The 14234-nt window shown below is 59.1% G+C and carries 9 protein-coding genes; 7 read left to right on the forward strand and 2 right to left on the reverse strand.

Annotated features, from left to right (window positions below; translation table 11 throughout):
• Window positions 1–65 precede the first annotated feature (65 nt).
• The 3 genes from L8G49_RS20780 (at window position 66) to L8G49_RS20790 (ending at window position 6126) form a co-directional block, all read left to right on the forward strand.
• Window positions 66–3455 carry a LamG-like jellyroll fold domain-containing protein gene (locus L8G49_RS20780; protein ID WP_242187912.1) on the forward strand — a complete coding sequence of 1130 codons (3390 nt, stop codon included), beginning with the start codon at window positions 66–68 and terminating at the stop codon, window positions 3453–3455.
• A complete protein-coding gene (locus L8G49_RS20785) occupies window positions 3452–4759 on the forward strand; it encodes a sugar porter family MFS transporter (RefSeq protein ID WP_242187914.1) in 1308 nt (435 codons plus the stop codon). The genes L8G49_RS20780 and L8G49_RS20785 overlap by 4 nt, the downstream gene beginning before the upstream one ends.
• Window positions 4760–4911: 152 nt before the next feature.
• Window positions 4912–6126 (forward strand): cellulase family glycosylhydrolase, encoded by a 1215-nt coding sequence (locus L8G49_RS20790; protein WP_242187916.1) that lies wholly within the window; start codon window positions 4912–4914, stop codon window positions 6124–6126.
• Between the two features lie 79 nt (window positions 6127–6205).
• Here the strand turns inward: L8G49_RS20790 and L8G49_RS20795 are convergent, their stop codons facing one another.
• Together L8G49_RS20795 and L8G49_RS20800 are read right to left on the reverse strand one after the other, a co-directional pair.
• Window positions 6206–9346 (reverse strand): TonB-dependent receptor, encoded by a 3141-nt coding sequence (locus L8G49_RS20795; protein WP_242187918.1) that lies wholly within the window; start codon window positions 9344–9346, stop codon window positions 6206–6208.
• A 384-nt stretch (window positions 9347–9730) separates the two neighbouring features.
• Window positions 9731–10648 (reverse strand): ROK family protein, encoded by a 918-nt coding sequence (locus L8G49_RS20800; protein ID WP_347272089.1) that lies wholly within the window; start codon window positions 10646–10648, stop codon window positions 9731–9733.
• Between the two features lie 128 nt (window positions 10649–10776).
• Here L8G49_RS20800 and L8G49_RS20805 point away from each other — a divergent pair, with 128 nt between their 5' ends.
• The 4 genes from L8G49_RS20805 to L8G49_RS20820 all read left to right on the forward strand — a co-directional run bounded on the left by L8G49_RS20805 (window position 10777) and on the right by L8G49_RS20820 (window position 14173).
• Complete coding sequence (locus L8G49_RS20805; RefSeq protein WP_242187920.1) at window positions 10777–12075, forward strand: ROK family transcriptional regulator; 1299 nt, start codon at window positions 10777–10779, stop codon at window positions 12073–12075.
• A 237-nt stretch (window positions 12076–12312) separates the two neighbouring features.
• Complete coding sequence (locus L8G49_RS20810) at window positions 12313–12858, forward strand: hypothetical protein (protein WP_242187926.1); 546 nt, start codon at window positions 12313–12315, stop codon at window positions 12856–12858.
• Entirely contained in the window at window positions 12855–13214 is a 360-nt protein-coding gene (locus L8G49_RS20815; protein WP_242187928.1) for a DUF2513 domain-containing protein, read from the forward strand. Before L8G49_RS20810 ends, L8G49_RS20815 begins: the two co-directional genes overlap by 4 nt.
• Window positions 13211–14173 (forward strand): tyrosine-type recombinase/integrase, encoded by a 963-nt coding sequence (locus L8G49_RS20820; RefSeq protein WP_242187933.1) that lies wholly within the window; start codon window positions 13211–13213, stop codon window positions 14171–14173. Before L8G49_RS20815 ends, L8G49_RS20820 begins: the two co-directional genes overlap by 4 nt.
• Window positions 14174–14234 lie beyond the last annotated feature (61 nt).

The raw sequence follows: 14234 nt of genomic DNA on the forward strand, positions 1-14234 counted from the left end.
GATAAACTGGGGCGGACAGACCCAGGGACAGGGAGAGCGATATGATGAGGCATAAGGTAGCGGCTTTGACGACGACGGCATGGGTAATGCTGCTATGCATTACACCAGCCTGTGCGCAGTCATATGGCCCGGTCAACGCCGACCTGCCTTTGGGGGGGGCATCGATCGATCAACCGCTCTCGCGTCCGGGCGAAGCTCCGTTTGCCGCTAGCGCTTGGACGATCGCGGCTTGGGTTGAACCGAACATGCTGCCGCGCGGTGTTGCGCTTGCCGCGGGCTTTGGTGAGACGGGCCCACGTCGCTACCTTGCCCTCATCGACGGGCGCCCGGCGCTCGTAACCGAGGCGGGCGTCCTAACTGCCAGCGTCCCGCTTGCGAACCATCACTGGACACATGTCGCGGCGACATGGAAGAACGGCGTTGCAAAGCTGTTTGTCGATGGTCAGCAGGTTGGGCAACGCGAGCTTTCCGCTAAAGCGGTCGCATTGGTCGCGCATCTAGCGCCCCGCTCACGCGGGGCAATATTTTCCGGCCGAATAGCAGGCTTCACCCTGTCGGCCGAGGCCATACAACCAAGCGCGGTGCGTCAGGCGGCGGCGCAGACGCCCGATTTCTCCCTGATTACGTTCACGCCAGGTAGCCCAGAGTGGCCGATCCAGACTCATCAGCAAATTGGCCAGGTTTCGCCGCAGGACGCGTGGACTCTGCCTACATCCAGAGCACCATTTAGCCCGCCAGCCGGCAAGCCGGGGCCTTTAGGCCCGGCGTTAGTCGCACGGGATAACGGGCACTGGGACATAGCGCGTTGGCAACTTGCGGCTGCTCCAAGGGTAAATTTGCCTGGCGCGGCGATCAGTCGAGCGGGCTACGACGCACGCGGTTGGTACGAGGCGACAGTACCCGGCACGGTGCTGACCACGTTGGTTGATCGCGGCATCTACCCCGACCCAGCCTACGGCCTTAATAACATGGCGATTCCGGAGTCGCTGGCGCGTCAAGATTACTGGTACCGCAGTGAATTCGATGCACCTGCGACGAGCATGAACCTACGCCAGACGCTGACCTTCGAAGGCGTGAACTATGCGGCTGAGGTGTGGCTAAACGGCGCGCCAATTGGTACCATGAAAGGCGCCTTCGTGCGCGGTCGGTTCGACGTGACGGGCAAGCTGCTGCCCGGCCGCAATGCGATTGCGGTGAAAGTATCGCCGCCCCCGCATCCTGGCTTGGCGCAGGAGGAATCGCTCACCGCTGGCAACGGTGAGAACGGCGGGATGATGATGCTCGACGGGCCCACCTTCGTTGCGACCGAAGGATGGGACTGGATACCCAGCATCCGCGATCGCAACACCGGGCTGTGGCAGGGTGTAACGCTCACCGAGACAGGCTACGCGACACTCGGTGACCCGCAGGTGGTTACGACCCTTCCCAAGACCGACAACAGCATCGCCGAGGTCGAAATCGCAGTGCCGGTCTCCAACGCCAGCGACCATGCGGTAACCGCCACAGTGCGAGCTTCGTTCGACAATGTCACTGTCGCAAAGCAGGTCGCGCTTGCGCCTGGCCAATCAATCGACGTTTCGATGAAGGCCGCTGACTTTCCTCAGCTAACGGTTCGCCATCCACGATTATGGTGGCCAAATGGCTACGGTGCCCCCGCGCTGCACGACCTGACGCTTACCGCCAGCGTCGAGGGCGGGACGAGCGACACTAAACATATACGCTTTGGCATGCGCCAAGTGACTTACGACATGTCGCTGATGGACCGTCATGGCGTGCTGGAGCGGGTGGGAATCGACTTATCGCGCGCGCGTCAACTTGGGCAACGCATTGTCGACGGTTCACACACCGGCATCCGAAAGGTAGCAAATGGCTGGGCGGCGAGCCTCGTCGCGGGTGCGGAGACATCACCGGCTGTGCGACCAGTTACCGACAAGGACGGGCTGACCCCGTACCTCGTGATCCGCGTCAACGGCGTGCGGATTGCAGCGCGGGGCGGCAACATCGGGATGGACGATTTTATGAAGCGCGTCGGCCGAGAGCGCCTGGAGCCGTTCTTCCGGTTGCACCGTGACGCCCACCTTAACATCGTTCGTAACTGGGTTGGACAGAATACCGAACAAACCTTCTACGATCTTGCCGACGAATATGGCTTGATGATCCTGAATGACTTTTGGGAGTCCACTGAGGACTATAATGTCGAGGCGCAGGACCCGGCGCTTTTCATGACCAACGCGACGGACGTGGTAAAGCGCTACCGGAACCACCCATCAATCGTCGTCTGGTTCGGGCGAAACGAGGGTGTACCGCAGCCGATCCTCAACGAGGCCCTTCAAAACCTGATCGAGAAGGAAGACGGAACGCGCCTGTACATGGGCTCGTCGAACCGCATCAACCTTCAAAATAGCGGGCCGTATAACTGGCGGCCCCCGGTCGAGTATTTCACGACCCACGCAAAGGGCTTTTCCGTCGAGAGCGGCACGCCCTCATTTCCGACTCTGGAATCGTGGAAGCGCGCGGTCCCTGACGCTGACCGGTGGCCGATCAGCGATACCTGGGCCTATCACGATTGGCATCAGCTCGGGAACGGCGGCGTTAAGACCTACATGGATGCCCTGACCGCACGCTTCGGCGCCGGTACCAGTCTCGCCGACTTCGAACGCAAGGCGCAGATGATGCAGTACGAGTCATACCGTGCTGTGTTTGAAGGAATGAACGCTGGTTTGTGGCGAGAGAATAGCGGCCGTATGCTCTGGATGACACAGCCTGCGTGGCCATCCTCCCACTGGCAAATTTTCTCCTCCGACTATGACACGCATGCCTCGTTCTACGGGGTGAAGAAGGCGGCGGAACCGTTGCACGTTCAGATGAACCTGCCGGACCATAAGGTCGTCGTTGTAAACAACCGCATGACCGACCTCGGTCGGATCACTGTGCATGCGAAGGTCGTCGACCTCAACGGCCGAGTGCTTTCCGAACGCAAAGCGACGATCGCCGCGCCCCGAGAGTCGGTGAGCGACGCGTTCACGTTAGACCTCGCGCCTGCGCTTGAGCACGGCGTGGCTCTGGTACGGCTTGAGGCGAGCAACGTGAAGGACGGTCTGCTATCGACAAATTTCTACTGGCAGGCGAAGGACGACGCTGCGTTCCAGGCTTTGAACGGGCTCCCGCAGGTGAACTTGGGGATGGCCACAGCGAACCGGGTTGATGGCGACGAAACAGTTATGTCGGTCACACTGACAAACACGACCGCGACGCCCGCGATCGAGACCAAACTGACGATCGTGAACGCCGATGGCAGTCAGGTACTGCCAGCCTACTTCAGTGACAACTATGTTTCACTGCTGCCCGGCGAGCACCGTGCAATCGAAGTGCGATACCCAACTGCTAAGGCACAAAGCCCCCATGTGAACCTGCGTGGATGGAACGTCGCTGCCGCAGGAGCGCCTGCCAAGTGAAAAGCGTCCTCGTTGCCAGCATTATCACAGCTGCGCTCGCCGGGCTGCTGTTCGGGTTCGACACCGCGGTCATTGCAGGCGTCACGGCCGATCTTCGGCATGTCTACAGACTGACACCCGAGACGCTTGGCGTGACCGTTTCGGCTGCCTTGTGGGGGACGCTGGTCGGTGCGCTCGTTACCGGCGGCCCGGGGGACCGGTTCGGCAGTCGGCGCGTATTGGGCGTTCTTGGACTATGCTACATCGCAGCAGGAGTCGGCTGTGCGCTGGCTACTGACTGGAGCGCGTTCTTGGCTTTCCGCTTCGTTTGCGGGCTCGCGATCGGCGGATCGTCCGTACTGGCGCCGGTCTATATCGCCGAGGTCGCTCCGCCCGCTCGACGAGGGCTGCTGGTCGGCCTGTTCCAGCTCGCCATCGTCGCCGGCATCCTCATCGCCTATCTCAGCAACGCTATCGTCGCTGTACTCATTGATCATGAGGCTTGGCGTTGGAAGCTCGGAGTAAGTGCGGCTCCGGCAATCGTCTTCGTGGCGCTGCTGTTCCGTATTCCGGACAGCCCGCGCTGGCTCGTAGCGCGCGCAAGGGTCACCGAAGCGAGGGTAGCATTTGCACGCATCGGACTGTCTCCCACAGATGCAGATCAAGAGATTGAGCGCATCTTGGGGGCACTTGCAATCGGCCAATCAGATGGCCGGCTGTCGTGGTCTTTGCACCGCCGGCCAATCGTGCTCGCTGTAGTGTTGGCTGCTTTCAACCAACTCGCCGGGATCAACGCGGTGCTTTACTATCTAAACGACATTTTTGCCCGTGCGGGCAGTCTGTCGCCCGACCTGCAGGCGATCACGATAGGCGCTGCGAACCTCATCTTCACCTTGCTTGGCATGGTGCTAATCGACCGTATCGGGCGAAAACCGCTGTTGGCTGCCGGGGCGGCAGGTATGACACTTTGCCTGTCAATCGCTGCATTAGTGCTGTTCGGACGGATCGGCGGCTCTGTGCTGCTTCCAGCGCTGGTCGGCTTCATCGCTTTCTTCGCGACCAGCCAAGGCGCGGTAATCTGGGTCTATCTTTCGGAGATTTTTCCGCAAGACGTACGCGCACGCGGGAGTGCGCTTGGCGCAAGCACACACTGGCTGTTCAATGCGGTCATCGCTGGAGTTTTCCCAATGCTGGTAGCGTGGTCGGCCGGGGCGCCGTTCGTGATCTTCGCCACGGCAATGGCCGCGCAATGCGTCGTGGTCCTCCTCATCTTTCCAGAGACAAAAGGTATCGCCCTCGATGCTATTCGCGAGCGTATGGTGTGACGGACACTTTATACGAGCAATTTACGGTTGGCGTTGGCCAGAAGCCGACGCGCCGAGATGCGATCGGTTCCATCGGCGCCGCGCTTGGCTTAACGACCTTGCCGGCGGCAATCCGCCCCCGGCGCCCGGCGGGGCTAGTAAGTGTTACGGGCATGCGCTTCGAGCTGGGTGGTGGCCCATATCGTTACATGGGAACGAACATGTGGTATGGTGCCTACCTTGGCGCTGACACCGACTATGGTAACCGGGACAGGTTGCGCCGGGAACTCGATCGGTTGGGAGAACTCGGGGTCGATAACGTCCGGGTCATGTGTGGATCCGAAGCCTCGCCTTTGAAAGGGGCGGTCACGCCGACTTTTCGTGATCGCAGTACTCGCTTCAACAAGCCGCTGCTTGGCGGCCTTGACTATCTGTTGGTCGAGTTGAGGCGGCGCGATATGCGCGCCGTAATGTGCATCAACAACTTCTGGGAATGGTCCGGCGGCATGCAAGCCTATCTCTACTGGGCGAACGGCGGCCATTACGTAGACGAGAACGATCCCGCCGCGCCATGGCCCGCCTATTCCGATTTTACCGCTCAATTCTACGCAAACACCCGCGCAGTAGCGATGGCGGACGACTACGTCCGCGCAATCGTAGGACGCATCAATAGCATCACCGGCGCACGCTACGTCGAGGACCCCGCGATCATGGCGTGGCAATTGGCAAACGAGCCTCGGCCGGGCGAAACTGCCGCGAAAGGATATTTGCCGGCCTACGCTGCATGGATCAGATCGACCGCGCGCCTGATCAAGTCGATCGATCCCCACCACCTCGTCTCGACGGGAGGTGAGGGCGTGATCGGTTGCCTAGGAAGTGAGGGGTGCCTGACGCTCGCTACTCCCCCAGAGATCGACTACATGTCGATCCACATTTGGCCGAAAAACTTCGGCTGGATCAACGTTAAGGATCTGGCGGGCTCGCGAGCCGCGGGGCAGGCTAAGAGTCGTTCCTATATCGACCAGCACATCAAACTGGCTACCAAACTCGGCCGTCCGCTAGTGCTGGAGGAGTTCGGATATCCACGCGACGGTGGCAGCTACGACCCCGCCGCGACAACGATCGAACGCGACGCGTATTACCGTTTCGCAATGGACGCGGTCGTAGAAGATGCAATGAGAGGCGGACCTCTGGCAGCAGTCAGTTTCTGGGCGTGGAACGGCGAAGGCCGCGCACAGCATTCCGATTATGTCTTCCATGCCGGTGACACAAACTGGCTGGGCGATCCTAGTCACGAACCGCAAGGCTATTACGGCGTATTTGATACCGACCGCTCCACGCAGGCCGTCATCCGTGAATATGCTACGGCGCTACGCCGGATCGGCTGAGCAAAAAAAGGGCTCATCCGGCGTGTCTCCGGATGAGCCCAGCATTGCCCCCGGAGGGTAAGGGCAAAGGTCGTTTTGGCTAGTTCCGGATGCGGACGCCCACCGTGAGTCGCCGTTCAAACACGTTCTGCTGATAGAACTGGTTCTTGAACTGCAAATACTCTTCGTCATTAGACCGAGTGAGGTTGGTGCCCTGTACGAAGATTGTCGCGTTCGGCAGAATGTCGTAGCTGGCCGACGCGTCCAGATATCCGACTGGCTTCGAATAGATCGCCAGCGCATTCGCGTTCGGCGCGTTAGTCAGGTCGATGCCGTTGACATATTGAATGCCGGCAAAGCGTGTGCTGCGCCAGTTATACGCAACGCGTGCCTGGATCGGTCCTTTCTGATAGAAACCGATTACGTTATATTGAAACTTTGAATTGTCCGGAACTGGTAGTTGATGGTTGAACAAGTCAACGTTTGAGCTCTGGCTATCCGAATAAGTGAAGTTTGCGTTAGCACCAAAACCGCTCAGGAAGCCAGGTAGGAAGTCGAACTGCTGCTGGTATCCAACCTCGACGCCCTTGATTTTACCCCCCTTGCCATTGCTGGTCGTCTGAACAACGCCGCCCGCACGAACGACGCCATCCTGGTCGGCAATCGGCTGGATCAGTCCGATGCTTTGCGGAAACGACTTGACGTCGAACAGGAAAGCCGCAGCGCTGAACAGACCGCCCCGGCCGAAATAGAATTCGTAGGATGCGTTGTAGTTGGTCGATTGATAAGGTTCGAGATTGGGATTGCCCGACGCGCCCGACAGGAAGACTTGAAGGTTTTGCGGAACAGGCAACGGATACCGACCGTTGTTGGCACCGTAATATAGCACCTGACCCGCACCGAGGTCAAACAGGTTCAGCTCACCGACGACCTTGGCGGCCGCTAAGCGCAGCTTCATTTTACGGTTAAGGTCGAAGGTGAGGTTTGCTGCTGGCAGATACCGGTCGATCTGTTTCTTGTTTGCAGTCGTACCAAGATTGATAAACACGCCGTTGTAGTTGCCACCGGTTCCAATGAATCGGTTTGGATCAGTGGTATTGGCAAACACCGTTCGGGTGGTCGTAATGAACCGCAGCCCGATGTTACCAGAAATCCCAATCCCTGCGATGCCTTGCTCGGATGCAAAGTTCAGCTGCGCATAAGCGCTCGCGTTCTTCTCCTTAACGCGGAAGCTACGTGTCGGGTCCTGATACTCGGCATTGCCCGGGAACAAGCTGTTCTGGAAGGCAAGCGGATTGCTCATCGCATTGGGATCAATTCCGGGAATGCCCGCCGAGGGCACGCCTCCAAAGATGAAACTATTGTACTGTTTGATGCGGTTACCAAGCGCCCCAAACGTATAAATCGGGAGCACAGAGCGGCCTTCGATCGCTGGGGTGCCGGTCTGGGTGATGCCAGCGTCCTTGAAATAGTAGAGGTCGCCTGGCTTCGCGAGCGTGCCGATCCCGGGCACAGTGACCGGTGCGAGATATTTAAACTCCGACACCGTCACGTCACGCACGTTGTAGCGTATGCCGGCGTCGAGCGTTTTGAAGAACCCATCGCCAGGAAAGGTGAACGTGCCATCAGCGCGGAAGGCATCGTTCTTGGCACGCCGGTGGTCGCCATAACCCCACGTCGAGTATAGCTCCCAGTTGGCGGGGTTCGTCACGTCGGTCCCAAAGGCGAGCGTCGGATACTTCGTTGTGTAATCAATGCCGACATTGACCGCTTGGAAGCCGTTAGGGTTCTGCAGCTGATAGCAAGAGGCCGGCAGCAGGTCCGGATTCTGGTTGCCCTGGCACTCTGGCGCTATGCCTCGTGGCAGCAAGTTGCCAGTTTCGGGCTTGGAGTCGGCCTGTGACGACACCGAGTCCCGCTTTGCATCGGCGTGAACCCAACGCAGCGTTCCCTTGAAGTTGCTGCCGTTGTTATAATTCAGTTCGAGATTGGTATTGAACGTGCGCGACTTGGAATTGGTGGCGAGGCTGTTCTCTGCAAACCCGGGCAGCGCGAAGTTCGCGACAGTCACAACCCCGTTGGAATCGACTTGAGATCCTGCAAGTAGCGGTCGAGGCGCATAGCCGCTGTTAAGCTGAAGGTTGACGGCGCGCGTGCGGTCGTCGAGCTGGGTGTAAGCGCCATCTGCCGTCAGCGTAAGCTGATCTGTAATTTTGTATTGTGCGGAGGCGTTAGCGCCGTACCGCTCGCGTTCTGTTGTCTGGTTAGATGCGCTAACGACCGCGGGTTGATAGACATAGTCCCCATTAGCCGGGATGTTGGTTGAGCCAATGCGGCCGTTTCCGCGCAAGTCGCGGCCCGACAATGCGTCGGTAGAGACAAGCCAGCTGTTGCCAGTGTCAATGCGAATGTTAGCGAGGCTTGCCTTCGAGTAGGATCCCGCAACAAGCAGGCCGAAGCGGTCCGTATGGTAGCCAGCGAGCGCCGAGTAGGTTGAATTGAGCTTTTTGACGCGGTCGCCGTATTCGCCCTGCGCTGAGCCGGATAGCGTGATGCCGCGCTTCAGGTCGAACGGACGACGCGTTTTCAAATCGATAATGCCGCTGATACCACCTTCGAGCTGACGTGCAGTCGGTGACTTGAAGACGTCGACGCCTGAGAAGAGCGTTGGCGGTATGTCGGTAAAGTTGGGCTGTGCATTGTCGATGCTCTGGCCGCCGAGGAACGATTCCCCGTTGAGGGTTACCAGTACCTGTCCCAAGCCACGAATATTGACGCCGCCGCCTTCACCCGCAGTGCGGTCGATCTGGACGCCAGTGACGCGCTGCAGCGAGTCGGCGATCGTGGTATCAGGCAATTTGCCGATGTCCTCGGCCACGATGGAATCAACGATCTGAGCTGCCGAGCGCTTGAGGTCGACGGCAGCCTTCTGCGCACCGCGGACTCCGATGACGAGGATGTCGCCGCTATCGCTCGCCGACGTTGCAGTCGCTGCACTACCATCGGCTTGGGACGCGCCGGATGCTGCCGCGCCAGCAGCTGGGCTAGTGCCAGGCACGGGTTGCGTTTCAATTCCGCCCTGTGCCGGCCCGGACGTTTGCGCAGTGTTAGTGCTTTGAACAGTGGCTGTACCAGCCTGCGCGAGAGCGGGCTGCGTAATGGACAGTGCTATCAACGATGTGGCACTTGCCAACAACCGCCGACGGTAAATCCGGTTAGAATTTAAACTAATCTGGTTCATCACATCCCTCCCTTTTGCGCAACTCGTCTAGGCAATAGCGAATTCTGCTGCCGTAACGATTCGACCGTTTTTATTGTTTGATTGTTCGGAATGCGAGCCAAACGCGCCGTAATGAGAGCGGCGGCACCGCCCGCCCTGGACATTTCGGCTACCATAAGGTCGCGACTTGGCCTGCGGGCAAACTCGTATTGCACAGCTCACATCCTCCCTTAGCCGCTTCGCTGTCGGCTTACTCAGCATTGATGCCGCCGAAGCGGCCCGATCGTCAACTATTAAATACAGAAATTTCTGTTTTTTAATGGTGCAAAGCTTCTAAGACGATGCTGAAGATTCTGACTTCAAAACCAACTTTTAAGTCGGTATTTTGGCGTGCGTAACGCTTTCCTACAGTCGCGCCGCGCCACGGACGCCAGACGAGTCGCCCCAGCGCGCTGGTACGATTCTCCCTTCCCAGGCGCCTCCGAAAACGTAACGGCGTACGACAGCGGGTACGCGCCGGTACAACTCCTCCACGTTGGACATGCCGCCACCAAGAACGAAAATTTCTGGATCGATAATGTTTACAATCAGTGCAAGCGTCCGGCCCAGCTGATCGACGTAGCGCTCAAGAGACTCGCTTGCAGCCGGTTCCCCGCGTCGCGAAGCGGCGACAATAGCGGCGGCTTCGATTTTTTGAGCACTGTGCGCTTCGTGGGCACGGGCAAAACCAGTGCCGGAGATCCACGATTCCAGACAACCATGTTTACCGCACCAGCAAAGCGGTCCTGGGTGCTCGTCTGGAGTAAGCCAAGGGAGTGGGACGTGACCGAATTCGCCACCAATGCCGGTAGCTCCCTCTACTATCCGCCCATCTATAACAACCCCGCCCCCGACACCGGTACCGAGGATGACGCCCACCGCAGACCTAGCCCCCTTGGCTGCTCCATCTACAGTCTCGGAGAGCGCTAGACAGTTTGCATCGTTCGCCATTCGGACATCGCGTCCGAGTGCGATCTGCAAATCCTCTCTAAATGGTCGGCCGTTAAGGTAAGTCGAATTCGCATTTTGCATTAGCCCTGAACGCGGACTGATCGAGCCAGGTACACCAACCCCAACTGTGCTGAGCGGGCGTGCTCCCGCCCCCCCCGCCTCTCCCTCGGCACGGGCTATGACAGCGCAAACATCGCGAATGGCGAGATCATACTCCCCGGGGTTCGGGGTCCGGACCCGGCTAAGGAAATCTCCCTTCTCATCGAGTACTGCTGCTTCGATCTTTGTTCCGCCAAAATCGATGCCGACACGCATCACTTCGGCCTTCCACATTCTGGCGTGCCCTGTCCTAGTGTAGCAATCATGGTAAGCCCCTCATCACGCCCGTTGGTTTCCGCGCACAACGAGTGGCAGAACTGAATGGATAAATAAAGTCAGTTGTAATATCATGATTGAGCGCGATGGTTTATGCCGAGATAGAGAAGTCGACGAATATGACAGAAGCCAACTCACGTGCTCTCCCCGATCCAGCCTTAAAAGCACGAGATAACGGCGATCCGCTTGGTGCCCAAAGCCGGTCCTCACGCTTATCAAACGGCTTGTCAGGCACGAATCTGGAACGCGCGGGAGACTACAATCTGCGGACGGTGCTGCGGGCAATACGGTTACGCGACGAGACGACGCGCGTCACGCTCGTTCAAGAAACTGGGCTGACCGCGCCCACTATCGCTAACATCACGAACCGGCTCATCGACAAGGGGCTAGTACGGTTGTCCGGGCGCACAAAAGGGGACCGTGGCCAACCGGCGTTTAAGCTGCAGATCGATCCAGACGGAGCGTTCGGTATCGGCCTCAATATCGATCGTGATCATCTGACCTTGGTAGCGCTCGATCTGGCGGGAGAGGTGCGCAGCCGCATCACGCAAGAGATTGCGTTCGCGATGCCGGCCGATGTCGTCAAGTTCGTCCGGCAAAGGCTCGACGAGGTCATCGCAGCGGGCAACGTTGATCGCGATCGTGTGCTCGGCGTGGGTGTTGCGATGCCAGACGATCTGGGCAGCATCGCCCTGCCTGGAAGCCCGCCGAAATACGCGACTTGGGACGATGTAGCGATGCCTGCGCTCTTGCGAGAGGTATTGCCATGGCCAATCCATACCGACAACGATGCAGCGGCCGCCGCGCTGGGAGAGGCCCAGTGCGGGACAGCCGCTGAGAATCCTAGCTTTTTTTATCTGCTGATTAGTGCCGGCTTGGGCGGCGGATTAGTAATCGATCGGAGCTATCACCGTGGCGCTACGGCGCGAAGCGGCGAGATCGGACTCATGCCAGATCCGGGAGCGGCCACTCCCGGCGCGGTAGTGCAGGACATTGTTTCGCTGTCAACGCTTCACGCCCGCCTCGCAGCTGCTAAATGCCCCGTCACTAGCAACGCGCAACTGGTCGGCTCAGACTCGGCAGTGAACGCAGTCGTCAACCAATGGTTGAATGAGTCTGTTCGCGCGTTGACGATGCCGTTGATCAGTATTAATTGCCTGCTCAACCCAGATGCAATCTTAATTGGCGGGCGGCTGCCCGTGCCGCTCATCGAACGGTTGGCGTCTGATTTGGGGAAAGCATTGGCGGCCGTCGCCGCGCCGTCCCACGCCCGAGTGATGTCCGCGATTATGGCGCAGGACGCACCTGCAATCGGCGCGGCGACCCTTCCTTTTCTCGATCACGTCCTGCCCTCCGACGCAATTCTTATTAAAACTGGACGTTGACGACCGTAAAAATGGAACCATCGTCGTAAAGCGCCGAATGAATTCAGATAATTCTATATCATTACAGCGCTTTAACCGTCACGATTTGCAAGTCGGGTGACTTATGCCATCGGATCACACTTTAAGCGATCTGTATTACAGTTTTTTGTGAGCATAGCGCACCGCTAAGCGGCAACGTTGTCTCCCAAATCGTTCCCAGCTTCAGCGAACGATCTCAACGGCCTCTTACATATGATAATGTCCTTTATCACACATAGCGAGAACACGATCATGGCCATGAGTTTTCTGACGCCTGAGCAAGAAGAGGCAATGTTTCAGATGTTTTTGGAGAGTGAGGCCCGCACGGCAGCGATGGTAAATCGACGTCGCTTTGAGGAGGGGGCGTTCACGCTCGATCTGGTGAAAGCCGAGGATGAGCCAGGTGGCGGGGACGAGGCTTTTCAGCAGGAGCTATCGCGTTTTGGCGCGGCCCTGCATGCCGATAGCATTGCCTACAGCCAATCAGCGCTCGCTCTGGACGCTGTGGACGCACACGGCTTTCCTCTGCCTGAGTTCGTGGTCGCGATGAAGGTGTTGGGTCCCCCCGCTATCACTGCCATCGCCGGATATGCGGTTGCGTGGATTCAGGGTCGAAGCGGGCGCAAGGTTCGGATCAAGATTGGAGAAATCGAGGCCGAGGGCCATACGGTCGAGGAAATCACGCAGCTCCTTGAGAAGGCAGCCAGCTTTCAAGATCGACACGAGGCGACGATGACACCCCAGATCAGCGAACAGCCGAAATGAAGCTCGACAAGGACCTAATGCGCGACATCCTGCTCGCGATCGAGGCGGACCCCAACCCGTCCGTAAGCCATATTCCCCTCGACCTTCCAGATCACGACGCCGAGGTGATCTCCTACCATGTGATGTTACTCGTGGAGGGCGGGTTCATCCAGGCAATAGACGTGTCGGATAAGACACAGCTGGAGTGGTATCCGCAGCGCCTAACCTACAGCGGGCACGAGTTCGTCGCCACGATCCGCGACGGCGAGGTGTGGGGCAAAACCAAGGCCATCGCGGGCAAGGTCGGCGGTGCTAGCGTCGCGTTCGTGTGGGAGTTGGCAAAGGCCGAGGTCAAGACCAAGCTCGGGCTGCCATGAACCAGCTCGTCCCTCTGCCCTCTCCCGCATTGGCTCTGCCGGCGCTGATGGCGTCCGCCGACGAGCGCGCGCAGCTCCGCTTCCTGGAGTTCTTTGCCGCCAACATCCGCAACCCGAATACGCGGCGGGCCTATGCCCGCGGCATCGGCGAGTTCCTCGGCTGGTGCGCGCAGCGTGGCGTCCCGTCGATCGCGGCGGTGCAGCCGCTCCACGTCGCTGCCTACATTGAGGAGCTGGGCCAAGTGCGCAGCGCGCCCACGGTCAAGCAGCGGCTGGCGGCGATCCGCCATCTGTTCGACTGGCTGGTGATCGGCCAGGTGGTGCCGGTGAACCCGGCTAGCTCGGTGCGAGGCCTGAGCCACAGCGTGAAGCGTGGTAAGACACCGGTGCTGGCGTCCGAGGAGGCGCGCCGGCTGCTCGACAGCATCGACGTAGCTACGCCGGCAGGGTTGCGTGATCGCGCGCTGATCGCGCTGATGGTGTTCAGCTTTGCTCGTATCGGTGCGGCGCTGAAGATGCGGGTGGAGGACGCCTACGTGCAAAACCGGCGCCTATGGGTGCGGCTACACGAAAAAGGCGGCAAGCGGCATGAGATGCCCTGTCACCACAGCTTGGAGGCCTACTTGCACGCCTACATCGATGGCTGCGGTCTCGGCGACGAGCCGAAGGGATCACTGTTCCGGACGATCGGCCGGGGTACGGGGCGGCTCAGCAAGACCCCCCTGCCCCAGGCCAATGCGTTTCAGATGGTGCGGCGGCGGGCCATTGCCGCCGACATCGGGACGGCGATCGGAAATCACTCGTTCCGCGCGACAGGGATCACAGCGTATCTGAAGAATGGCGGCACGTTGGAAAAGGCGGCAGCCATGGCCAATCATTCTTCGACGCGGACGACCCAGCTCTATGACCGTCGATCCGACGAAATAAGTCTTGATGAGGTTGAGCGGGTACTTATCTAAATTACTAGCTCTTTGGCTTATGCACGGGAAGCGTTGGATGCTTCGGTTGAGTTTCCGGATT

The organism is Sphingomonas sp. CARO-RG-8B-R24-01, from assembly GCF_022662295.1.
Taxonomy (GTDB): Bacteria; Pseudomonadota; Alphaproteobacteria; order Sphingomonadales; family Sphingomonadaceae; genus Sphingomonas.

Bases quoted from the DNA above. Each gene is read 5' to 3' on its own strand.
- L8G49_RS20815 (WP_242187928.1), top strand. From the start codon at position 12,855: ATGAAGCTCGACAAGGACCTAATGCGCGACATCCTGCTCGCGATCGAG.
- L8G49_RS20820 (WP_242187933.1), top strand. From the start codon at position 13,211: ATGAACCAGCTCGTCCCTCTGCCCTCTCCCGCATTGGCTCTGCCGGCG.
- L8G49_RS20790 (WP_242187916.1), top strand. From the start codon at position 4,912: ATGCGCTTCGAGCTGGGTGGTGGCCCATATCGTTACATGGGAACGAAC.
- L8G49_RS20810 (WP_242187926.1), top strand. From the start codon at position 12,313: ATGTCCTTTATCACACATAGCGAGAACACGATCATGGCCATGAGTTTT.
- L8G49_RS20800 (WP_347272089.1), bottom strand. From the start codon at position 10,648: ATGTGGAAGGCCGAAGTGATGCGTGTCGGCATCGATTTTGGCGGAACA.
- L8G49_RS20795 (WP_242187918.1), bottom strand. From the start codon at position 9,346: ATGAACCAGATTAGTTTAAATTCTAACCGGATTTACCGTCGGCGGTTG.
- L8G49_RS20805 (WP_242187920.1), top strand. From the start codon at position 10,777: ATGGTTTATGCCGAGATAGAGAAGTCGACGAATATGACAGAAGCCAAC.